17 protein-coding genes and 3 pseudogenes are annotated in these 21,406 nt (G+C 60.2%); 10 read left to right on the forward strand and 10 right to left on the reverse strand.

Annotation, left to right across the window (positions count from 1 at the left end; genetic code table 11):
- Positions 1–21 precede the first annotated feature (21 nt).
- The 5 genes and pseudogenes from M0D64_RS29415 to M0D64_RS44945 form a co-directional block, all read right to left on the reverse strand.
- Positions 22–1,281, reverse strand: coding sequence for an amidohydrolase family protein (locus M0D64_RS29415; RefSeq protein ID WP_266260342.1), 1,260 nt, complete (start codon positions 1,279–1,281; stop codon positions 22–24).
- A gap of 16 nt (positions 1,282–1,297) precedes the next feature.
- Positions 1,298–2,590 (reverse strand): MFS transporter, encoded by a 1,293-nt coding sequence (locus M0D64_RS29420; protein WP_266260432.1) that lies wholly within the window; start codon positions 2,588–2,590, stop codon positions 1,298–1,300.
- 169 nt (positions 2,591–2,759) lie between these two features.
- Complete coding sequence (locus tag M0D64_RS29425; RefSeq protein ID WP_154563927.1) at positions 2,760–3,656, reverse strand: LysR substrate-binding domain-containing protein; 897 nt, start codon at positions 3,654–3,656, stop codon at positions 2,760–2,762.
- A gap of 659 nt (positions 3,657–4,315) precedes the next feature.
- A pseudogene (locus M0D64_RS29430) lies at positions 4,316–5,626 on the reverse strand (collagen-like triple helix repeat-containing protein); the annotation flags it as partial.
- 381 nt (positions 5,627–6,007) lie between these two features.
- A pseudogene (locus tag M0D64_RS44945) lies at positions 6,008–6,301 on the reverse strand (hypothetical protein); the annotation flags it as partial.
- A gap of 558 nt (positions 6,302–6,859) precedes the next feature.
- Between M0D64_RS44945 and M0D64_RS29435 the strand changes: the two are divergent.
- Complete coding sequence (locus M0D64_RS29435; RefSeq protein ID WP_171929573.1) at positions 6,860–7,300, forward strand: hypothetical protein; 441 nt, start codon at positions 6,860–6,862, stop codon at positions 7,298–7,300.
- A 373-nt stretch (positions 7,301–7,673) separates the two neighbouring features.
- Here the strand turns inward: M0D64_RS29435 and M0D64_RS29440 are convergent, their stop codons facing one another.
- Positions 7,674–8,651: a YafY family protein gene (locus tag M0D64_RS29440; RefSeq protein ID WP_266260343.1), complete on the reverse strand. Its 978-nt coding sequence runs from the start codon at positions 8,649–8,651 to the stop codon at positions 7,674–7,676.
- 239 nt (positions 8,652–8,890) lie between these two features.
- Between M0D64_RS29440 and M0D64_RS29445 the strand changes: the two genes are divergently transcribed.
- Positions 8,891–9,553 (forward strand): glutathione S-transferase family protein, encoded by a 663-nt coding sequence (locus M0D64_RS29445; RefSeq protein ID WP_266260345.1) that lies wholly within the window; start codon positions 8,891–8,893, stop codon positions 9,551–9,553.
- Positions 9,554–9,865: 312 nt separating this feature from the next.
- On the opposite strand, the gene M0D64_RS29450 is transcribed toward M0D64_RS29445, so the two are convergent.
- Positions 9,866–10,324: an MEKHLA domain-containing protein gene (locus tag M0D64_RS29450; protein ID WP_266260433.1), complete on the reverse strand. Its 459-nt coding sequence runs from the start codon at positions 10,322–10,324 to the stop codon at positions 9,866–9,868.
- 378 nt (positions 10,325–10,702) lie between these two features.
- Positions 10,703–11,272 (reverse strand): annotated as a pseudogene (locus M0D64_RS29455) (transposase); the annotation flags it as partial.
- 467 nt (positions 11,273–11,739) lie between these two features.
- Between M0D64_RS29455 and M0D64_RS29460 the strand changes: the two are divergent.
- From M0D64_RS29460 to M0D64_RS29495, 8 genes are all read left to right on the forward strand, one after another.
- Positions 11,740–12,918 (forward strand): hypothetical protein, encoded by a 1,179-nt coding sequence (locus M0D64_RS29460; RefSeq protein WP_266260346.1) that lies wholly within the window; start codon positions 11,740–11,742, stop codon positions 12,916–12,918.
- A gap of 192 nt (positions 12,919–13,110) precedes the next feature.
- On the forward strand, positions 13,111–14,091 hold the full coding sequence (locus M0D64_RS29465) for a chromate resistance protein ChrB domain-containing protein (protein ID WP_266260348.1): 981 nt from the start codon (positions 13,111–13,113) through the stop codon (positions 14,089–14,091).
- A complete protein-coding gene (locus M0D64_RS29470; RefSeq protein ID WP_266260349.1) occupies positions 14,088–15,272 on the forward strand; it encodes a chromate transporter in 1,185 nt (394 codons plus the stop codon). Before M0D64_RS29465 ends, M0D64_RS29470 begins: the two co-directional genes overlap by 4 nt.
- Positions 15,273–15,310: 38 nt before the next feature.
- A complete protein-coding gene (locus M0D64_RS29475; RefSeq protein WP_266260350.1) occupies positions 15,311–16,045 on the forward strand; it encodes a superoxide dismutase in 735 nt (244 codons plus the stop codon).
- Between the two features lie 95 nt (positions 16,046–16,140).
- The gene (locus M0D64_RS29480) at positions 16,141–17,184 is read left to right on the forward strand and encodes a YncE family protein (RefSeq protein WP_266260351.1); all 1,044 of its coding nucleotides are present in this window, start codon (positions 16,141–16,143) and stop codon (positions 17,182–17,184) included.
- 25 nt (positions 17,185–17,209) lie between these two features.
- Positions 17,210–18,265, forward strand: a complete 1,056-nt coding sequence (locus tag M0D64_RS29485) for a Cj0069 family protein (RefSeq protein WP_266260352.1) — start codon at positions 17,210–17,212, stop codon at positions 18,263–18,265.
- 177 nt (positions 18,266–18,442) lie between these two features.
- The gene (locus tag M0D64_RS29490) at positions 18,443–18,859 is read left to right on the forward strand and encodes a cupredoxin domain-containing protein (RefSeq protein WP_266260353.1); all 417 of its coding nucleotides are present in this window, start codon (positions 18,443–18,445) and stop codon (positions 18,857–18,859) included.
- 177 nt (positions 18,860–19,036) lie between these two features.
- A complete protein-coding gene (locus M0D64_RS29495; protein ID WP_266260355.1) occupies positions 19,037–19,480 on the forward strand; it encodes a hypothetical protein in 444 nt (147 codons plus the stop codon).
- A gap of 274 nt (positions 19,481–19,754) precedes the next feature.
- Here the strand turns inward: M0D64_RS29495 and M0D64_RS29500 are convergent, their stop codons facing one another.
- Together M0D64_RS29500 and M0D64_RS29505 are read right to left on the reverse strand one after the other, a co-directional pair.
- Positions 19,755–20,330, reverse strand: coding sequence for a hypothetical protein (locus M0D64_RS29500; RefSeq protein ID WP_266260356.1), 576 nt, complete (start codon positions 20,328–20,330; stop codon positions 19,755–19,757).
- A 372-nt stretch (positions 20,331–20,702) separates the two neighbouring features.
- A complete protein-coding gene (locus tag M0D64_RS29505; RefSeq protein WP_266260358.1) occupies positions 20,703–21,059 on the reverse strand; it encodes a hypothetical protein in 357 nt (118 codons plus the stop codon).
- Positions 21,060–21,406 lie beyond the last annotated feature (347 nt).

Genomic DNA, 21,406 nt, shown 5'->3' on the forward strand with positions numbered 1-21,406 from the left:
ACGGACGCCGTGCTACGTGCGTTATGCTGCCACGGGCTCGAGCAGTTGTCCTGCCTGTTTGACGCAAACTCCGGCCTTGATCACCATCGGGATGTGCTCTCCCTGACCGAGCAAAAGCGACAGATTCTCAACCGGGTCACCGGCCACGACGACCAGGTCGGCCTTCGCGCCCACGCTAACGGTGCCTCGCACGCCGGCTTCGCCGATGATCTCTGCTGCTACCGATGTGGCGGAACGGATCGCCTCCAGATTCCCGACTATCTGCGCGCGCGCCTCGAACTCGTCGGACTGGTACGTATGCAGTTCTCCCAGCATGTCAGAGCCGAAGCCCGCTTTGACGCCGACGCGTGCCAGCAACCTGAGTGCCTCGCGACCGACAGATCGGGCCGCATCGATCTTTTCCAGCGATTCAGGCGGGAAGCCAAGCGTAGGCCCCTGCGCGAAGAGATGGTCCAGGGTAGCAAGCGTCGGCACCATGTAGACGTTGCGTTCCACCATCATGCGCGCGGTCGCCTCGTCCACCAGATTGCCGTGCTCGATGCAACGCACACCGCATTCGATCGCGCGACGGATCGCCCGCGGCGTGTAAGCATGCGCCATGACGTAAGTGCCCGCCGCCTCGGCTTCCTCTACCGCGGCCCGAAGTTCTGCCTCCGAGTACTGAGTGTTTGTGATGGAATCGTTCGGCGACGCTACGCCACCGGATGCCATGACTTTGATCTGCGTGGCACCTTTAAGGATTTCTTCACGCACGGCAAGCCGGATTGCGTCTTCGCCGTCTACGACACGCGCAATCGCACCCTGACGGCCGAGGCAACCGCAAGCGTCGCTCAACTGGTCGCTACGCGGACGGAAGTCGCCATGTCCGCCCGTTTGTGAAAGTGCCTTGCCCGAGGAGAGAATGCGTGGCCCCAGGAGCACGCCAGTATTGACCGCCTCGCACATGCCGTAGTCCGCGCCGCCGGCATCGCGTACCGTTGTAAAACCGCGGTTGAGCATGCCACGCACAATCGGCACGGTACGCAGCGCGGCGAGAAAGTTCGGCATCACCGCATTCGCGCCGAGGTTGGTTTTGGAGGCGGCTACATGCACATGCAAATCGATGAAGCCGGGCAGCAGCGTATGTCCCGGCAACGCGTACCGGGCGTCGGGCGACACCGACGTCGGCACGGTGCCGATCGAAGCAATGACGCCGTCCTTCACGCAGACGTCGACGCCTTCGCGGCGCGTGCCGCTGGCGGGGTCGAAGACATTGATTCGTTCAAGTACGAAAGTGCTCATGAAATTGCGATTCCGCTCAGGATTGATAGGGTTTCATCAACAGAGTGCCGATCAGGCTAACGGCGGCCGCGAACACGATGTAATACGCGGCGGACTCTGCATCGCCCGTGACCTTGGTCAGCCAGGTGATGATGAATGAGGCGAAGCCACCAAAGATCGTGACCGCGCCGTTATAGGCGAGCGACAGACCGGTGGTACGCACGCGGCTCGGAAACATCTCGACGAACAACGCGAGAATGGGCCCCGTATAACCAGCAATCAATACGCCGAAGATCGCCTGAAACATCAGAAGTGTCGAGAAGCTGCGAGAAGCGTTCAGGTATGAGAAGAGAGGATAACTGAAGACAAGAATCAGGACCGCTGCCACCGATAAAACGCGGCGCTTGCCCACGCGGTCGGAGAAAGCCCCGACGATTGGCGCCATCACCATCAGCACCACCCCGCTCACCACACCCGACACGAAACCCTGTTTTTGACTTAGCCCGAGATAGCGCGTCGCATAGGTCGGCATGTAGAACAGGATGACGTAGGTGCAAACCGTCCACAACACCACCATCATCAAACTCGATACCACCTGGCGTGGGTAGACGCGTATTACTTCGCGCAAAGGTGTTTCAGCATGCTTCTTCTGTGTAGCGAATTCGGGCGTCTCGTCGATCTTCAGTCGGATGTAGTAGCCCACAGGCGCGATCAACATGCCCACGAAAAATGGAATTCGCCAGCCCCACCGCAGCACGGCATCGGCCGGTAGGGCCGACACGATCAACGTGCCCACCAGACTACCAATCACGACGGCAAAGCCGACACTGGTCTGGATCCAGCTCGAATAAGTGGCGCGACGGTCCTTCGGCGCGTGCTCGGTCAGGAAGGCGGTCGCCCCGCCCATTTCACCACCTGCGGAAATCCCTTGCAGCAATCGAGCGAGCACGATCAGGCAGGGAGCGAGAATACCGATGGATTGATACGTCGGTGCGAATGCAATGATTGCGGAACCCAACGCCATGAGCAGCATTGCAAGCGACAACGCGCGCTTTCGGCCGGCGCGGTCGGCATAGATGCCGAATAGAATGCCGCCCAACGGCCGAATCACAAAGCCAACACCGAATGTGGCCAGCGCAAGCAGCAGTGACGTCGTTTCGTTGCCCGCCGGAAAAAACAGCTTGCCGATGATGGCGGCAAAGAATGCATACCCTGAGAAATCGAACCACTCGAGGCCGCTGCCAATCACGGTCGCGAAGATCGCGTGACGTCGCGTGGCGGCAGGAGAAACTACGGGCACCGCTCCCGTGACGCCGCTGGATATGTCCATTGCCATGACTGTCACCTCTCCGATGTTTTTGCCTAACGCGAACGTTCGCGGTCTGTGCACCCCTTGAATGTAATTTTTGACCTGGGGGGAGGGAAACGTTAATTTCGCATTCGCGTTTGCGATATTTGCAAACGCATGGCAACGGGGAGAAGCCGTCAGCGTGCTTAGCTCACGGCGTCATCTGCGCGATGGCCCATTCACGGAAGCGTCGTGCCGGCGCACTTTCCGCGCGTTCCAGCGGGCGTGTCAGGTAATAGGCGCCGCCCATCGTCGCTGAAGCCGCCGACGCTTTGACGAGCGTGCCATTCTCGAGCAACAGATCGATGACCTTGCTCCACCCGAGCGCGATGCCTTTGCCATGCGCCGCGAGTTCCGTGATCAACGGATAACTGTTCACGATGATCGTCGAGGCGGGATTGGTCCGCGTCACACCTACGCGTTCGAACCAGCTATGCCACGACATCCAGTTGCGTTCGGCATCTTCGAGTACGAGTAGCGTGTGCGACAGCAATTGCGCCGGTTCGAGGAGTGTGCCGTTCAGATAGCCGGGCGAGCAGACGGCATAGACCTGCTCATCGAACAGCTTCTGCGTGTGAGTGCCGGGCACGTCTGCGTTGCGCAGATAGAAGATACCCACGTCGTACTCCGCGGAAGAGACAACGCCGAAATGATCACGCACGATGATCCGCAGATCGATGTCCGGGTTGACCTCGATAAAGGAGCCGAGCCGGGGCGCGAGCCACAATGCGGAAAGCCCGGCAGTGCAGGAAATGGTCAGCCGCGACTTGACGACCCGCGCCATCATATTCGACGTGGCGCTGCTGCAAAGCTCGAGAATGCTTCGCACGTCAATTGCATAGGTTTCGCCGGCGGGCGTCAGGCGCAGGGCGTTGTGTTCACGTGAAAAAAGACGTCGCCCGAGGAATTCTTCCAGTTGGGAGATCTGCCGGCTGACCGCACTCGGTGACAGATGCAACTCGTTGCCGGCGCGAGTGAAACTCAGGTGTCGTGCGCTTGCTTCGAAGGCGAGCAGGCATCCGAGTGGCGGCAACGGGGTTAGTGCCATGAGTCGTGGTCCTTGGCCTAGCGGGTAGTAGCGGGAGTATGCACCGAAAGCGGAAGGACTTATGCCGCCTGCCAATCCACGCAATGCAGCCGGCTCTTACGCGTGCTCGAACTCGCATGGTGTGCGTTGACGTCGCAAATCATTCCATTGGATTTTGCCAATGCCTGTTCGATTGACGATTGCTGGCAACGTCAATCGGGCGTTTCGGTGCCGAAATCTATGTGGACGTTGCTGCCGATCCGCGTCAGGCGGACGCGCGCCATCGGCCCGTATCCTTAGTAGGATCGTTGCTTGATACCCCAGCGATCCGCATCGTAGGTGACCACCCAGAGGTTCTTGTGCAATGTGATCACTGAACCGTCTGCGCGATTCCTTGTGTACTCAACCAACAAATGCACTTTTTGCGGGCTGACCAGCACCGCGTGCTTATGAAGGTGGACGGTGCGGTCCCATCCAGTATCCCGCTCAAGGTCGTCAAAGAAGCTGGCGGGCAGTTGACCTTTGTCTTCTCATATCACCAGTCGCTCGCCTGAGAGAATGATGTGCGGAAAATGGAGGCAAGCGTCCATGTCCGTAAGATCACGCGCGTTGCATGGTGCCACGCGGATCGGCGGGCCGGTTGCCCGGTCCGCCGTTTTCCCCCATGCGTGGTGCCTTCGTTACTTCCTTGATGTCAGCCCACCGAGCACGCCGCCAGATGACCCGGACGTCCCTCCTCCGGCGCCGCCAAGCGCACTCGTCAGGGCGTTGACGAGGCCAGTCACGGGCGCGAGCAGGTTGGTCGTGCCGGATCCACTTGAACCGCCCGAGGCGTGTAGCGCGCCCGTCGACGATGATGCTACTGACGTCGCTGGTACTAGCGGATTGTTGGCGCTGCCTGTCGCGCTGTTCGGCGCGACGCTTGCCGAGTTGGGCACGCCGGTGAGCGGCGCTAATGGATTGCCGGGTCCTCCGACCATGCTGGTCAGCGAGGAGGTCAGCGAAGTCAGCGTGCCGGTCAGAGGTGCGAGCGGATTGGTCGAACCGCCAATACTGCCAAGTCCGGCCGTCAGCGTGCCGGGCAGCGAAGTGAGGATGTTGGTGAGCGGTGCCAACGGATTGCCGGACGAGCTGCCGCCCGGATTGAGGATGCCGGTCAGGCCGCCGAGCGGATTACCGCTGCCCGAGCCGCCTGTGGTCAGCAGGCCGTCGACCGAGGTAACCGTATTGCCCAACTGGGTCACCACGTTACCTAGGTTCTTGCCGATCGGATTGCCCGTGGCGCTGCCGATCTGGCTGCCCGCAGTGTCGAGGCCATGGCCGATGGTCGACAGCAGTCCGTTGAGCGGATTACCCAAACCGGTCGTGTCGCCGACGGTCTGGGTGGTCTGCGCGAGCGTCGCGGTGATTGGCGTGATTGCAGTGCTGAGGGTCTGCGTGAGCTGCTGCACCGGGCCGTTGGTGAGCGTCGAGCCGAATTGCGTGCCCAGGCTGCTGACGGCGGTGCCCACGGTGGAGATTGTGCTGCCGAGCGGGTTTGTCAGCGGGCTGAGTGGAGCAGTTGGACCGCTGCCGAGGCTGGTCACGAGCTGTCCGGCGCTATTGACGGCCTGACCGGCGTCATAGACCAGGTTGCCGCTGCTGGTGAGCGTGGTACCGAGAGGCTCGGTCGAGTTCCCAAGCTGGCCGAGACCGTTGAAAGCGCCCGCGCCGAGTGCGGACACTCCGGCGCCGAGATTCGAAACCACACTGCCGAGCGCTGCGGCGGTTGCGGTGTTGCCGCCAGGGATCGGTGTGAGACCGATCTGGCTGCCGATGGCCGAGACAGTCTGGCCGGCCGTGGTGACGACGTTGCCGGTGTTCTGCACCACGACGCCGAGCGGGTTGGCGCTGGAGGGCGTCGGAGTGGGCGTGGGCGTCGGCGTGGGCGTCGGCGTCGGAGTAGGCGTCGGCGTAGGCGTCGGCGTCGGCGTCGGCGTCGGCGTCGGCGTCGGCGTCGGCGTCGGCGTAGGCGTCGGCGTGGGCGTGGGCGTGGGCGTCGGCGTCGGCGTCGGCGTGGGCGTGGGCGTCGGCGTGGGCGTCGGCGTCGGCGTCGGCGTCGGCGTAGGCGTCGGCGTCGGCGTCGGCGTCGGCGTGGGCGTGGGCGTCGGCGTGGGCGTGGGCGTCGGCGTGGGCGTGGGCGTGGGCGTCGGAGTAGGCGTCGGCGTCGGCGTCGGCGTCGGAGTAGGCGTCGGCGTCGGCGTCGGCGTGGGCGTGGGCGTCGGCGTGGGCGTCGGCGTGGGCGTGGGCGTAGGCGTCGGAGTAGGCGTCGGCGTCGGCGTCGGCGTCGGCGTGGGCGTCGGCGTCGGCGTAGGCGTCGGAGTAGGCGTCGGCGTCGGCGTCGGCGTGGGCGTGGGCGTGGGCGTCGGCGTGGGCGTGGGCGTCGGCGTGGGCGTGGGCGTCGGCGTCGGCGTGGGCGTCGGCGTAGGCGTGCCGTTACCTGAGCCGGACCCTGCACCTCCTCCCGAACCACTGCCGGATCCGCCGCCCGTGCCTGTGATGGCGCCGCTTCCCGAAGCACTGCCAAGCGTCGGCGACTTCGTGGTCAATGTCGATCCACAACCTTGAAGAACCATCAGTGACGACACGCACATGGCGATCGTCGTCATTTTGAAATTGCGATTCATGCTTGCACCCCCCCGGTAATGAAAATCCTAGGGTTGTGACTGCAAAGGTCATACCATATGGGACCGCACCGTGCGGTGCATAAGAAAGCTCAGCAAATCAAGGGTGCGCAGGCGATCGATTCCCGCGCGTCGCGATATTGAAACGCCGGTGTGGCGCGGAACATTGTCTTCCGGACCTCGAATGTAACGTAACGTGCGGAGAGCGGTTTTCACCCATCGGTAGCTCCTCCGAGACAGCTGTTCTTCGCCAATGAGCAGTCGTTTGAGAGCCGATTGCGATCGACGGTTGGTGTTCGACTTTGCCTGTCGGCGATCGGCAGAAGTCGTTGAGGGTTGTTGGATGCCTGCCGTGGTCGCCACGACTGTGAACACGCTACGGCACGTGCCGGCAGGCGTCGAACAAGCCTCAACGCCTGACGCCAATAGCACCGAAAGCGTTTCACAAAAAACCATCGGATCATTTTGTTACACCTCTTACCGAGGTCCGAACTGGCGCGCTACAAAAACCTTTCGGAGGGCGGTTATACTCGGCGCCGTCCCAAAAACCAGAGACCTTTTATGTCGAAGAGAATCTTCCAGATTGTTGCCATTGCAGCGCTCACCACTGCAGCGTCGTTACCGGCGGTGGCCGGCGATATGAACAATGCCCTTGGCGGCGCGCTCGGCGGCGTAGCCGGCGCTGCCCTGGGTGGCGCAGTAGGCGGCAGCACGGGTTCCGTCATTGGCGGTGCAGTCGGCGGCGGCGCCGGCGGCGCAGTCACGTCAAACCGCAGGGAACGCACGGGCGCCATCATTGGTGGCGCGCTCGGGGGCGGTGCCGGCACAGCGGCAGGCAATGCGATGGGCGGCCGCACGGGCGGCCTCGTCGGCGCGGCCGTGGGCGGCGGCGCGGGTTCAGCGCTTGGCGGTAACATTTCGCGGTCAAATTCGTACGCGGACGACTATTCCCGCGGCTACCGACCGGACAAGCGCCATCACAAACATCGCCACCATGACTGAACGTTGAGCAAAAAACGGCGTGGTTCGATCAAAGGTTAAGCCCGCAACGCCGAATACTTTTCGCAGCGCTGCACGGGCGATTCTCGTGTGAGCCGAACCGGCACTCGATGAACCACGCCAGCCTCTTAAATCGGACCTTCGATTCGCCCGACAGCGGTCGTTCAAATACGGCCTTCATTGACTATCCGCTAAGAGCTTTCCACGCGCGAAGACCACCCAACTTGCCCAACTTGGATCCGGTTGGTTTGGCTGCCTCGCCTTTTTGACTTCAGGCCCCCGTTACAATCTAACGGAGTCGTAAGAAAGGAAACCCATGTCCGCTTTTCCACCTCCCGGACTGTCCAGGTTTCCTGGCTTCATCTCTTCACCAAAATTATGCGCCCCTCTTATAGAGCGCTTTCAACTGTGACAACTCTCCCATAAATTTATTCTTAAGTTCCCACGGCCCTACGATCTTCAAATTTGAACCGTATCCCAACAGCTTCCGCGCGCCGTGCTCGATGGATTCGATGGGCATCAAAAACTCTTTCCATCCTGATGGCACCTCCGCACTACCTGCACCCTGCAAAACTGGAGCGGTTTTAATACGCGCGTTGACCAACCAATTCTCGCCGCGCGCCGACACGGCGATATGTGCCGTCAACCGATAAAGATCGGTCTCGTAGCGGTCTATGGCGTCACGCCAGTGCTTCGCCAGGTCAAATCGCGCAGGACGCTTGAAACGGCGGCGGGAGGACTTGAATTCACTAATATTCGCTAGCCGAAAGGTCAGTGCGCCGGGCCTGCCCACCACCTTGGCAATCAGGTACCAGGTACCTCCCTTGAGCACCAAACCGAGCGGCTCAAGTTCGCGGCGGGATAAACCATGCCAACTCTCATACTTCACTTCGATACGGTACGAGCTCCACACGGCATTGGCGACTTCACGCAGAAATAACGGCGTTTCTTGAGCACGGTACCAATCCACCGTGTCAATGTGCAGTCGGCTAGCGACACGATCAGCCTGCTCGCGTGAGTCCGGAGGCAGACTGGCAATCATCTTTAGCCGCGCAGAGGTTGCCATGCCGTCCAAGCCCAGTTCCGTCGCAGGCCCAGGCAAACCTGCCAGAAACAGCGCGTGCGCTTCGTGCTCCGTGAGCCCTGTGAGATCGGTACTCCAACCCTCGCGTAATTGAAATCCCCCGTTGCGACCTCGATCCCCCCAGATGGGCACGCCAGCAGTAGAGAGCTGATCGATATCGCGCAAGATCGTGCGCTCGGAAACCTCCAGTGCTTCAGCCAAAGCCGGTGCGGTCATACGCCCGCGTGCTTGCAGCATCATCATGATCGACAAAAGGCGGCTAGCTTTCATAAATGACACCTGACCTCAAATACATGACATAAGGTGTCATGTTAACGGACTTATTATCTGCCACACCCCTCCTCTGCTCGATCAATACAAAGGTCAAATATGGACAAGAGCATTCACGAAAAGCAACTCAAGGTCATTGAACTATGCCAATACACCCTTCACGCCCACAAACGCGACGTGTTGATCGATCCGTTCGATCGTGAGTTTGTCGAGACACAAGATCAATTGAAGAGAGACAAATGAAAATAATTTCCGGACCCCTGAGCATGTTCGGTGCCAAAGTTGAGATCGCGGCGCACGAGAAGGGCATCGACTTCGAACTGGTGATGGCTCCGTTTGATCAGTTGCGCGGTTACGCCCCCAAACATCCAGACGTATTGCGCGTCAATCCGAAGCATCAGGTGCCGGTACTAATAGACGGCAACCTGGAGATTTTCGATTCCACGCAAATATTTGAGTATCTTGAAGACCTGAAGCCCAATCCCGCCTTATGGCCGGCGCATCCAGAAGCGCGCGCCATGGCGCGTCAGCTCGAACACTGCTGCGATGAAATCTATTTTCCCCACATTGTCCGACTGATGGGACTTGAAGATGCGCCGGATGATCCTGCGGCGCAGACTGCGCGCAACGAAGCGTTGCAATATTATCGACGCATGGAACGAGTTCTTGCCAATCGCGAATTTCTGGCCGAGACCTATTCCTATGCCGACATTGCGTTTTACATGGCGCAGTTGTTCGGCGCGCGCAAGGGTGCGCCGGTAACAGGAGAGACGCCCAACCTGCTGGCTTGGCGTGAACGAATGATCGCACGTCCTGCCGTGCGAAAAGTTGCCGGTGCTATGGCGGGATATCTTGCCTCGATTGGAAGTGCAGTCCCCGATTTTCTTCATGGACTTAACTAGCAGCTTGTTGAAAAACTTCGTGCCACCGTCATTCGAGCACGAGCGGTGAGGGAGACATCATGCGTTCGGTACTGTCGTGACTTGCAGCCATTTCTGAGCGTCATACCCTCCGATTTTCGGCGATCTTCGCGAAGGTATCGAATGACTGAAACTGGGCCGCGTGCTGCCTAATGCATGAGGTATCGTTTCCGTGGCGCGCAATGCGGCGACCGACAGCGGGCGACGGCAGATTCAACCGCCGTTCAGACTACCTTCTTCGAAACGACTGTTTTCAAGCAGCCACTGCGGCTCGTCCCAGATTGATATGCGCGATCAAAGGTCGTGCGTGCTCGGGATGACAACCGCTTGGCCGTGCAGTTTACCGTTCGTGTCGAGAAGCTGCCACAGCGTGGCTTCCTCGATCATGAAGCGCTGGCCCGACTTGGTGATACGCACACCCTTGTAGCCCGCCTCGTAGCCGAGCCGCTGTACGCGTGCGAGAAATTGCTGCCGCTCCTTGCGATTCGGAGCCTCGGCCGAGAGTCGGGACGGCAGTCGGGTGATTTCATCCCAGCTATATCCAAAGCGGCGTTGCGCGGCCTTGTTGCCGTATATAAAGAGCGGGTCGGGATCGGTGTTGTGCGCGAGTACCGCGAACGGGGCATGCTCATAGAGCCATTCGGTAGCTTCGGCCAGGGGCATGGCCTGTTGCACCAGGGGCCGACCAAGTAGCCGGGCATAGCTGTCGGCAAGGAGCTGATAGAAAGCTAGATCGCGGTGGAGTGGGATCATCTGGGGCATTTCGACGGAGATCGTGGGGTCTGTGCGACGGCGGTGGCGCTCACGATACAGCATTGGCGGCGAAGGTTTCCAGCTTCCCGGCGTACTGCGGCGGCATAGGGCGGTGATTGATCAATCGCCGGAAAATTGTGACGGACACTCCACGGTCCGATGCGCACGCGACCGAGGATCGCTGCTGGCCGCGTCTGCCTAACGCATGAGGCATCGTTTCCCGTGGTGCGCAATGCAGCGACCGGCAGCACGCGACCGAGGGTGTGTGGAAACTCGATTTTCGCGGCTGAGGGCGAGGTTCGCGGTCGGGTCAATCAAGTTAGATACGTCGAGCTTGCGCTATTCGAGCAATGCGAGCGCAAGAAGCCCTTCAGGGCCTCAGCTTCCAGCCATCCTCATTGCCTTCATTGTCCTCGCAACCCCAAGTATATTCATGACTCGCTTGAGGTTGTATGCCAGTACCTGAAGGCTCATTTCGGTGCTCACCCGCCCGAGCGTCCGGGTCTGGAAGTGTGTGGCACCCATCCAATGCTTGAGCGTGCCGAAGACATGTTCAACGGTGCTTCTTCGGATGGTCATCGCATCAGGCTTCCGGTCAAGCCGACGCTGCATGGCTTCCAGTACATGTTCGTGCTCCCATCGTCGGATGCGGCGATAGTCGCTGGGTGAACATCGCTCCTTGAGATGGCAACGCGGGCATGCGCTGGGCCAGTACACGTTCAGATTCATGCCATTCTCGACGGTCTTGAATCGAAGAATTGCGCGCTCGCCGGCGGGGCATCGATACTCATCGTTCCTGGCAACGTAGATGAAGTCGCGTTTGGTAAAGAGCCCTTTCTTCCTTGACGCCGAGGTGAGTGGTTTCGGGACATACGTAGTGATCCCGGCCAGTTCACAGGCACGGATGTCCGGACCACTGAAGTAGCCGCGGTCAGCCACCACCTTCAGCTTTAGCTTGCCTGCCTTGCGGTCCTAACAAGGCACAAGGCGTGTGAACACCTCTACATCGTCACTTTGCAGATGACGACGACGATGACAGACGCTTGTCGACCCTAAGCGACCCGGCGACTGCTTCAACTCGATCGGACTGGCGTGCCATGACAGGCCACCCCGTGTGGCCGGTCACGCTGGAATATTTGTTCCTGCCAGCCGTTTACTGCGCACGGACGATCCCATTCCGTTATGCCTGAACCAGGCCTCGATTGCCACGCACCCGCCGGCAAGGGTCTGCGCTTGCCTGTTTGCAGGATTCGCCCCGCCGTTGCCTACGCTGCGCGACGCGCGTTCGAGTTGCAGGACAGCGGTGCTGGTTGCCGTCTCGTGGGCACGGGCGAAATTCGCTAGCGGCGGCCGGCACGCACTGCGCGCGGCGACAACAACGCGCCCGCCCCGCGGCCTTCTTGGAGATGCCAGTCATGAACCCCGTCATAAACGGCTTCAATCCGACAATCGACCAACAACCCTGCCAGCGCGGTGTCCGTGCAAAAGACCGCACGCTGAAACACCTGCTGCTGGCTGCCCTGTACGGCGCCAGTCTCGCGCTTTCGGCAGCGGGCCCCGCCCTCGCCGACGAGCTCACGCCGCTGCTCCCGCCGTCGTTCGTCACCTCGACGACGATACCTGCCAACGGTGATGTCAATCCGTACGGCGTCGCCTTCGTGCCCGACGGATTTCCCCGCTTCGGCACCATCGCCGCAGGCGACCTGCTGATCTCGAACTTCAACAACGCGCAGAACGCCCAGGGCACTGGCACGACGATCGTCAAGATCGTGCCGAACAACCAGCCGGCCACGACGTTCTTCCAAGGCGCCCCGGGGCTTGGCCTGAGCACCGCGCTCGGTGTTCTCAAGGGCGGCTTCGTGCTGGTCGGCAGCGTACCGACCACGGATGGCACCTTCAATACGATCCAGCCCGGCGTGCTGCTGGTGCTGAACCGAACCGGCAACATCGTCGCGCAATGGACGCCTGCGATGGCGAAGATCGACGGACCCTGGGATCTGACGATCTTCGATCAAGGCGACCGTGCAAAGGTGTTCGTATCGAACGTGCTCAACGGGACGGTTGTGCGCCTCGATGTGAGCGTCGACGACAACGGCGTCCATCTCAACCACGCGACGCAGATCGCCTCGGTTTACCCGCATCGCAGCGATTCCGCGGCACTGGTCGTAGGCCCGACCGGACTCGCCTACGACCCGCAGCGCGACGTACTCTATGTCGCGTCCACCGTCGATAACGCGATCTTCGCGGTATTCGATGCGGGCAAATCGCAGCACGACGGTGGCAAAGGCGTGGTGATCTATGCGGACAACGCACATCTCCACGGCCCGCTCGGGCTAACCCTCGGACCGAACGGCCATCTGTTCGTCGCGAACGGCGATGCGATCAATAGCGATCCGAAGCAGCCGAGCGAAATCGTCGAATTTACGCCGCAAGGCCGCTTCGTCGCGCAGCTTGCCGTCGACCCGGCCCAAGCCGGTGCCTTCGGACTGGCGTTCTCGCAGCCGCGTCATGAGTTCGTGCGCTTTGCGGCGGTCGACGACAACACAAACAGCGTGACGGTCTGGAACGTGCCTTTCGAGAATGGTGGGCAATAACGCGCGTTGGAATGACGTGCAAAGCGCTCGGAAGCGACTTCATGAAATCAGGTCTTTCGCCAGTGGCTGGCATGCGACTGCCAGCCACTGCGCGCCTCGGCGCGTCGATTCCATTACCGGCAATCCGACGCCGGCCGACACTTAAGAAAAAATAATTTGTAAAGTACGCTACACACATGTAGTTTACTTTACATGACTACCTTGACCACGTGGGCCGTACTGGTCCTGACCTTTCCGACTGAGAACGCTACCGCGCGGATGCGGGCATGGCGGGCGCTGAAAGCGAAGGGTTGCGCCGTCCTGCGTGACGGCATCTACCTGCTGCCGCACACCGCGGAGCGCGAAGACATGCTGCGCGAACTCGCCGGCAGCATTGACGAAGCCGGTGGCACTGCGCATCTGCTGCGGGCGCAAAGTCTGGACTCGTCGCAGGAAGCGGACTTTCGCGCACTGTTCGATCGGAACGACGATTACAGGACCTTTGTCGCGTCACTGGCCGCAGCGCGGAAGACGCTCGGAGGCCAGGCACCAGCGGAAGTCACCCGGCTGATGCGTCGCCTGCGCAAGGACTATGACGCGATCCGGACGATCGACTACTTCCCGGGCGCCGCTTTGACCGACGCTGAAATCGCCTGGGAAGACTTTGTAGCGCTCGCGGATACGGTCCTGTCGCCAGGTGAGCCGCATGCGGCCGAGCGGGCCATCCGGCCGCTACGGCGCGACGAGTACCAGGCCCGCACGTGGGCAACCCGGCAACGGCTATGGGTCGATCGCGTCGCGAGCGCATGGCTGATCCGTCGCTTCATCGATCCGCAAGCGCGCTTCCTGTGGCTCGTGTCGCCGGAGGCCTGCCCGCCGGATGCACTCGGCTTCGATTTCGACGGCGCGGCCTTCACGCACGTGGGCGAGCGCGTGACCTTTGAGGTGCTGGTTGTGAGTTTCGGCCTCGACGAAGACGCGGCGCTTCTTCGGCTCGGTGAAATGGTGCACGCGCTCGACGTGGGCGGCGCACCGGTACCAGAAGCAATCGGCTTCGAGGCGGTGATGGCCGGCGCGCGGCTACGCGCATTGGACGACGATCAACTGCTCGACGAGATGAGTCGCGTGCTGGATTCGATCTACGCGCACTTCACGGCGCGCACAAAAAACACCGACGCAGGGGGCCGGTCATGAACACCACGCCGGCGACCGCGCCGGGCTACACCCTCTGGCAGTTGCTCTTTTACATGCTTCGCCTCGGCACCTTCGGTTTTGGAGGGCCGGTGGCGCTGGTCGGCTACATGCACCGTGACCTGGTCGAACGTCGGGGCTGGATCAGCGAGCAGGACTACAAGGAGGGGTTGGCGCTGGCTCAAATGATGCCAGGCCCTCTTGCCGCACAACTCGGCATTTATCTCGGATACGTGCATTACCGGGTCCTCGGCGCAACGGTGGCCGGTATCGCATTCGTCCTGCCTTCGTTCCTGATGGTTGTGGCGCTCGGCTGGGCCTACGCGCAGTATGGCGGCCTCTCCTGGATGCAGGCAGTCTTCTACGGCGTGGGTGCCGCAGTGGTCGGAATCATCGCCATGAGCGCGTACAAGCTGACCAGGAAGACCATCGGCAAAGACAGACTGCTGTGGGCGATATTCCTGACGCTCGCGGTCGTCACCGTGGTCACCCAATCCGAGATCGCATGGCTGTTTATCGCGGGTGGCCTGATCAACTGGTTCTGGCGTGCGCCGCCGAAGTGGTTTGGCAAAGGCGGACTGAATGCGCTTGCCGTTGCGCAGGCGCCCGGTATGAGCGGCGTCCTCAGTGGTCTTGATCTGCCACTGCTCGGCCAGATCGGCCTTTTCTTCGCCAAGGCCGGTGCGTTCGTGTTCGGCTCGGGACTCGCAATCGTGCCTTTCCTCTACGGCGGCGTCGTGACCGAACATCACTGGCTCAACGACAAGCAGTTTGTCGATGCGGTGGCCGTCGCAATGATCACGCCGGGGCCGGTCGTCATTACGGTCGGCTTCATCGGTTATCTCGTCGCCGGATTTTCGGGCGCCTGCGTCGCCGCACTCGGGACTTTCCTGCCTTGCTATCTGTTCACGGTGCTGCCGGCGCCGTACTTCAAGAAATACGGCAAGTTACCGGCCGTCAAGGCGTTCGTCGATGGCATTACCGCGGCGGCCGTGGGCGCAATCACGGGCTCAGTCATTGTCATCGCGCAGCGCTCGATCGTTGACTGGCCGACTGTCATGCTTGCTCTTGTGACGCTCGTGTTGCTCTGGCGATTCAAGAAGCTGCAGGAGCCGGTAATTGTCGTTGCGGCTGCCCTGTTTGGTCTCGCTGTCTATCCGCTTATCCATTCGCACGCCATCTGATTGCCCGCGCGTGCGCGCATTCTACGAGGATCGTATTCATGGCCACACGTCGTACCTTCCTGCAAGACACCGCCGCGGTCGGCGCTGGAATCATGCTGGCTCAGGCACAAACCATACGTGCCGCAGAAGAGCCCGGTTACACCGACAAGCTCACAGACGCGGACGGCAAGTATGCTGCTGCACCGCTGCCATTCGCCTACGATGCGCTTGAACCGGTTATCGATGCGCGCACCGTCGAACTGCACTACAACTTTCATCACAAGCCCGCGGTGGCTGCCGCGAACAAGGCTGAAGACAGCCTGGCGAAAGCCCGGGACTCAAACGACTTCGCGCTGGTGAAGTTCTACGAGAAAGAACTGGCTTTCCAGCTATCGAGTCACATCCTGCACACCATTTACTGGACCAGCATCTCGGGTACAGGCGGTGAACCGAAGGGCGATCTGGCAAAAGCAATCGACAGAAATTTCGGCTCCTATGCGAAGTTCAAGGCACAACTGGTAGCCGCGACGATTGCTGTAGAAGCATCCGGCTGGGGGGTTGTTGGCTACCATCCCGCGACGGGCAAGCTCATGATCCTCCAGTGCGAGAACCATCAGAAGCTGACCGCCTGGGGCATCCAGCCCATCCTCATCCTCGATGTTTTCGAGCACGCGTACTACCTGAAGTACCAGAACCGGCGTAACGAATACGTCAACCAGCTGTTTAGCCTCATCAACTGGGACAACGCCACCATGCGGATGCAGGCAACGTTGCCTGGGCGGAGGCTGACGTGAACTGGATGATGCGTGAGGCTGGCGCAGACGACGATTGAACGAGCGCCGCTTGCGGATCGTCGTTGCACGGTGAACACACTGATGAAACTCGCATCATGAATGCACTTTGGACTCGGCCTGCTGCTCGTTGGCTGCTTTCTGCCGCGTGCGCTATTGTTGCCGCGTTGGGGGTCGTGATGTTCTCCGCGTCAGGTGCGGATGACGGTCTTGAAATGGGCGACCTGCCGTTGAAACTGGTCGCCGACATTCCGCTGGGCGGACGGCCGACCCGACTCGATTACGCAAGCCTTGACCCGCACCGTCATCTGCTATTCATTGCCCATCTGGGCGACGGCGAGGTGGTCGCGTTTGACACGCGCGTAGCGCGCGTAATCGCCCGGATTCCAGACGTGGCCTCAGTGCATGGCGTGCTGGCGCTTCCGGAATTGTCACGCGTGTATGCGTCGGCCACCGGTTCAAATGAGATCGTCGCAATTGACGAAGCCACACTAAAGATCACCGCACGCATGCCGGGCGGCAGGTACCCGGACGGCATGGCATACGCGCCCGATGCACACAAGCTCTATGCGTCCGACGAAACAGGCGAGACTGAGACGGTGATCGACATTCGCTCGAACACGCGGATTGCAACGATCCCGCTCGGCGGTGAGGTCGGCAATACCCAGTACGATCCGGTCTCCCGGCACATCTTCGTGAACGTGCAATCCCGGCAGCAACTGGTCGAAATCGACCCGGCCAACGACCGGATCGTAGCGCGCATCGATCTGCCGGGCGCGCGGGGCAATCACGGACTGCTGATCGAACCGCAGCAACGGCTTGCTTTCATCGCGTGCGAAGGCAATGACAAGTTGCTGGTGCTCGACATGCGCACGATGCGCGTCAAGTCGTCCTTCGATGTCGGTCGGGATCCGGATGTCCTGGCCTTTGATCCGCAACTGCAACTGCTCTACATCGCCGGTGAGACTGGCATCGTCTCGATGTTCAAAGCCGACGCGGGCAACGTGTCGAAGATTGGTGACGGCCGCATTGGCCCCAATGCGCACGTGGTCGCGGTGGATGACTCGACGCATCGCGCTTACTTCCCGCTCAGGAACGTTCAGGGGCAGGCGACGTTGCGCATCATGGCGCCTCAAGGCTGAGGCCGTGACGAGTGTGGAGGATGAGATGAGTCAAGCTGAACCGGCCAAGGTGGCCATACTGTGGCGCGGTGATCATGAGGCGCGTAAAAGTGCGACACCGGCGAATAATCGCTTCTATCGCATCTTCGAAGAACTGACGGCGATCGGCATCGCGGCTCAACCCGCCGTCTATTCCGACGAGATGGTGGACGAAGTGCGTGAACAACTCCTGAATGTCGATGGCGTACTGGTATGGGTCGACCCGATTCACGATGGGCAGACCCGAGTCGTTCTCGACGCGATGTTGCGGGAGGTGGCGTCGCGCGGACCCTGGGTCAGCGCCCACCCTGACGTTATCTTGCAGATGGGCGTCAAGGAGGTTCTACATCGCACCAGGCATCTCGGCTGGGGCACGGATACCCATGTCTATCGCAACAAATCTGCGTTCCAGTCCGAGTTCCCGTCCCGGCTTGAATCGGCAGGACCGCGCGTACTCAAACAAAATAGGGGCAATGGAGGTCAGGGGGTCTGGAAGGTCGAGCAAATCTCGCCGCCGGGCAGCGATACCGTATTGGTTCGAGTTCTGCATGCACTCCGAGGGAGTGTGCCGCAAGAGATAGCGCTTCACGAATTCATGGCGCGTTGCGAGGCATACCTCAGGCCCGACGGCTGCATTGTCGACCAACCCTTTCAGTCACGCCTGCCCGACGGCATGATTCGCTGCTACATGGGAAGAGAGAAGGTTGTTGGATTTGGACACCAGTTGATCAAGGCGCTGATACCGCCTCCACCGGAGGGACCCGACTCTGACGCTGCGCAGCCCGGGCCACGTATCATGCACCCCGCCTCGGCTGAGCCGTTCCAGGCCCTCAGAGCGAAAATGGAACTCGAATGGACGCCGCAAATGATGAACGTCCTGAACATCGACAGCGCTTCGCTGCCGATTATCTGGGATGCTGACTTTCTTTACGGGCCGCGCACCGAATCGGGCAAGGATACCTACGTACTCTGCGAGATCAACGTCAGCTCGGTTTTCGCCATACCAGACCAGGCACCGGCAGCCATTGCTCGCCTGGTGAACGAACGTCTGCGAAAAAAATAGACCTCGATCTGAGGTTCCGCCGAAGTACGAGCCGCATGATTTGCATTGCGTCGGGCGGAGGTGGGATCGGTTAGCGACCGACACGAAAATAGTTCTCGGACACGGGAATAAGCCCGCGGCGCCGGCCGTTTTATTTCTGTAGTGTTGATACGCGCGGTATTCGTAGAGGAAAACGTCATGTTCTCAAGCCCACGCACCGCAGTCTTCCTTGGCGTGGCCGCACTCGGCCTCGTTTGCAGCCCCAGTTACGCAGAGCAGACGATAAAAGCCACGCTGCTCACGAACACGATCCAGCTCAATGCAAGTGACGTTAAGGCAGGCAAAGTCACGTTCGAGGTAAGCAACGCGCCGGACACCGGTATGACGCATGAGTTCGTCGTTCTTAAAACAGACCTGGCCGCCGATAGGCTGCCAGTTAAAAATGGACAGGTGTCGGAGAGTCAGTTCAAAAAAATGGGAGAGGTGGAGGACATCGACCCCGGCAAGAGCAAGCGTTTGACGCTCAAGTTGGCACCCGGCCGCTACGTAGTAATCTGCAACCGGCCAGGCCACTACTCGATGGGCCTGCATACGTCCTTGCTCGTCACGCCCTGACCGGCTTGGGTCATGCGTTTTTTGACGCACCACGTTTCACTGATCCCGATGAGCTTGGCGACCTCGTTTTGTCACGCGCGGTAACGAATTTCCGCTGCACGCTCCCCGGACAAGCGTGCTTCGCCGTGGTCTAAATCTTTAGCGGAGTCGTTCCGTCACATTAGATGAGGTCTTACCGTGCAGCACATGATTTTGCCCCATTTGACAGGGGTATTTGCAGCCGCATTGCTGGGCGGCTGTGCCGTGGCGCCTTACGACACATCGATGAATTCCTGTGATCAGGAGTACATGATGACCAATCCTGCGGGCGCTGAATATTACTGCGGTCCCGCCTATGGGTACCCCCTGTACGAAGGAGGTTTTTTCGGCTTTGTCGATATTGACAACTTTCACCGTCACCACCACGACCACGACCACGACCACGACTTCGATTTTCATCGCGGCCATGACCATGATCGTGACTTTCATCACGGCGGCGCAATGGCTGGCCGCGGCCACGGCGAAGCGCACGCCGAAGGCCACGGCGGCGGGCACGGCGGCGGGCACGACTCAAGTGGTTTCGGCAGCGACTTTCAGCCGTCGGGAGCGAGCGGATCGCACGGGGGTGGTCCGCGTAAGTAACCGGAATCACGCAACGGACCGCACCTCCACAATCTTCCGCTCGAACGACTCCGATCCCGGTCTACGTTTTGTCGGACCACCGCTTTTTAGCGGCACGCTCTGGTCTTTCTAGAGATCTCGCGTGGGTGGATCGCAGTAATACCAGGAGGCGCTGTACTGGCCCGGGCCGGCTGACGGCTACCCTTGTTCGACGTAGTTCGCCGGCGCGGCGTGAACGGTCACGTTGGACGATCCCATATGAGCGTTGCGAGAGGCGCACATAGGAAAAGTTGGACTAGCGCCGATGCATTCCGCCGGACCCATTCATGCCGCCGAATCCATGCATTCCGCCGGACCCATGCATGCCGCCGGACCCATGCATGCCGCCGGACCCATGCATGCCGCCGAATCCCCTCGTACCACCGAAGTTATGCATACCACCGCCCGGGAGCGGGCCGCGGTGAAAACCCGTTCCGTTTGGTGCAAAGCGAACGTGACCCATCTGATGAAAGTGGTCAAAGTGATGGAAGTGATGGAAACGGTCGACAAAGATAAAGCTCACGCCCGCGCCAATGAATACCGGCGGCCCCCACCACCAGGGGTCGGAATAGGGATAGGCCGCGGCGGGGTACCACAGCACGCTGCCATCCTGGCTTTGAACAATCTGCCAGGTCCCATCACTTTGCAGGCACGCACGTCCGACGACCTGCTGCATCGTCCCATCGATTTCCGCCTGCCCGACAACAGCTCGGCAATTCGTGCTGTCCATGCTGTCGGCCGGCACCGGTTGCTCGTCATACGTTTGCGCGAGTGCAGGCGCAGCGAAGCCGAGACAGACGAGCAATGTCCCGAAACGAAGCAGTTTGTTCATGATGTATGGCCACATGAATCCCCGACGTTTTCGACGTCGTGTCGTCGGCGTCACCCAGCACATCGGTGTGCTTGCACAAATTCACGTCGCGGGCCTGGCTGCGACAGGGGCCTGCCACTCGGAACGTGGTTGCCTGACGAGTAAACGATGGAACATGCCGGCTTATTCCAGCAATACTTGTTCTCTGGCGTTTTTGAATTCCGTCATTCGAGTGCGCAGCCAGGGCAATGGTGACGATCTGCCGGATGGATCTAACAATCGCGCGTGTGGTGAATACGATGTGAGGAATCGCTGGCAGCAGCCGACTTATCAGTCAATTGCATCGATGGCTAACCATCGGAAGACGGCTGCCGCTCCGCTCCCGTCGCGCTTTCAATCATGGTCGTCATTTGACCGCCAGTCCGACGAACTCTTCAGCTCTTTATCCCCTGATTTCTTCGTTCGATGCAGCGAGTTTCCGATCTGTCCGGCGACATCCTGGATAGATGAGCGCATATACCAAGGCCACCAGGCCAGATGCCAGAACCACAGGCATGCTCCGCGGTATCCCCGGACCCACTCACGGTTTATGCCAGTCGCAGGAAAGCTTTCAAGGCTGCGATGGCCGAGCGCCATCACACCAATCGTCATCCAGACAACCGCGATGACGAGGGTCGGAAGCGACAGAACGCATGCGGCGACAAATATCGCAAGCGGCAAACAGATAGTGAGTGGCGAGCGGGTTTTCATTTTGCTTTCGCCCCTATATAACAGATCTTATTATTTTAGATTAGTGTATTTTGGAGGCATTAACCGCCAGGGTTTTGTATCATCGCCGAACCCTAACGCCGACCGTCAAACCGCAGAATATTCTGCGGCTTGAACACCCAAAGTGTGATTCATAGTCAGGCTCTAACCCACGAAGTGCCAATGCTTACGTGGAAAGCATGAAGTTTTGCATGCACGAAAATCGCCCCGAAACGCCGCCGGCGGTCATAGCCAAGCTAAAGACATGTGAAAACATGACACCGATTTATGTTGAAGCGACGAGATAACCGCAATGAATAATGATGTGCTCGCTGCCTTTGCCACGGGCG

Source organism: Paraburkholderia sp. WS6, assembly GCF_030464835.1.
GTDB lineage: Bacteria > Pseudomonadota > Gammaproteobacteria > Burkholderiales > Burkholderiaceae > Paraburkholderia > Paraburkholderia madseniana.

Bases quoted from the DNA above. Each gene is read 5' to 3' on its own strand.
- M0D64_RS29450 (WP_266260433.1), bottom strand. From the start codon at position 10,324: ATGATCCCACTCCACCGCGATCTAGCTTTCTATCAGCTCCTTGCCGAC.
- M0D64_RS29475 (WP_266260350.1), top strand. From the start codon at position 15,311: ATGGCCACACGTCGTACCTTCCTGCAAGACACCGCCGCGGTCGGCGCT.
- M0D64_RS29470 (WP_266260349.1), top strand. From the start codon at position 14,088: ATGAACACCACGCCGGCGACCGCGCCGGGCTACACCCTCTGGCAGTTG.
- M0D64_RS29420 (WP_266260432.1), bottom strand. From the start codon at position 2,590: ATGGACATATCCAGCGGCGTCACGGGAGCGGTGCCCGTAGTTTCTCCT.
- M0D64_RS29425 (WP_154563927.1), bottom strand. From the start codon at position 3,656: ATGGCACTAACCCCGTTGCCGCCACTCGGATGCCTGCTCGCCTTCGAA.
- M0D64_RS29485 (WP_266260352.1), top strand. From the start codon at position 17,210: ATGAGTCAAGCTGAACCGGCCAAGGTGGCCATACTGTGGCGCGGTGAT.
- M0D64_RS29505 (WP_266260358.1), bottom strand. From the start codon at position 21,059: ATGAAAACCCGCTCGCCACTCACTATCTGTTTGCCGCTTGCGATATTT.
- M0D64_RS29490 (WP_266260353.1), top strand. From the start codon at position 18,443: ATGTTCTCAAGCCCACGCACCGCAGTCTTCCTTGGCGTGGCCGCACTC.
- M0D64_RS29480 (WP_266260351.1), top strand. From the start codon at position 16,141: ATGAATGCACTTTGGACTCGGCCTGCTGCTCGTTGGCTGCTTTCTGCC.
- M0D64_RS29445 (WP_266260345.1), top strand. From the start codon at position 8,891: ATGAAAATAATTTCCGGACCCCTGAGCATGTTCGGTGCCAAAGTTGAG.
- M0D64_RS29465 (WP_266260348.1), top strand. From the start codon at position 13,111: ATGACTACCTTGACCACGTGGGCCGTACTGGTCCTGACCTTTCCGACT.
- M0D64_RS29460 (WP_266260346.1), top strand. From the start codon at position 11,740: ATGAACCCCGTCATAAACGGCTTCAATCCGACAATCGACCAACAACCC.
- M0D64_RS29440 (WP_266260343.1), bottom strand. From the start codon at position 8,651: ATGAAAGCTAGCCGCCTTTTGTCGATCATGATGATGCTGCAAGCACGC.
- M0D64_RS29500 (WP_266260356.1), bottom strand. From the start codon at position 20,330: ATGAACAAACTGCTTCGTTTCGGGACATTGCTCGTCTGTCTCGGCTTC.
- M0D64_RS29435 (WP_171929573.1), top strand. From the start codon at position 6,860: ATGTCGAAGAGAATCTTCCAGATTGTTGCCATTGCAGCGCTCACCACT.
- M0D64_RS29415 (WP_266260342.1), bottom strand. From the start codon at position 1,281: ATGAGCACTTTCGTACTTGAACGAATCAATGTCTTCGACCCCGCCAGC.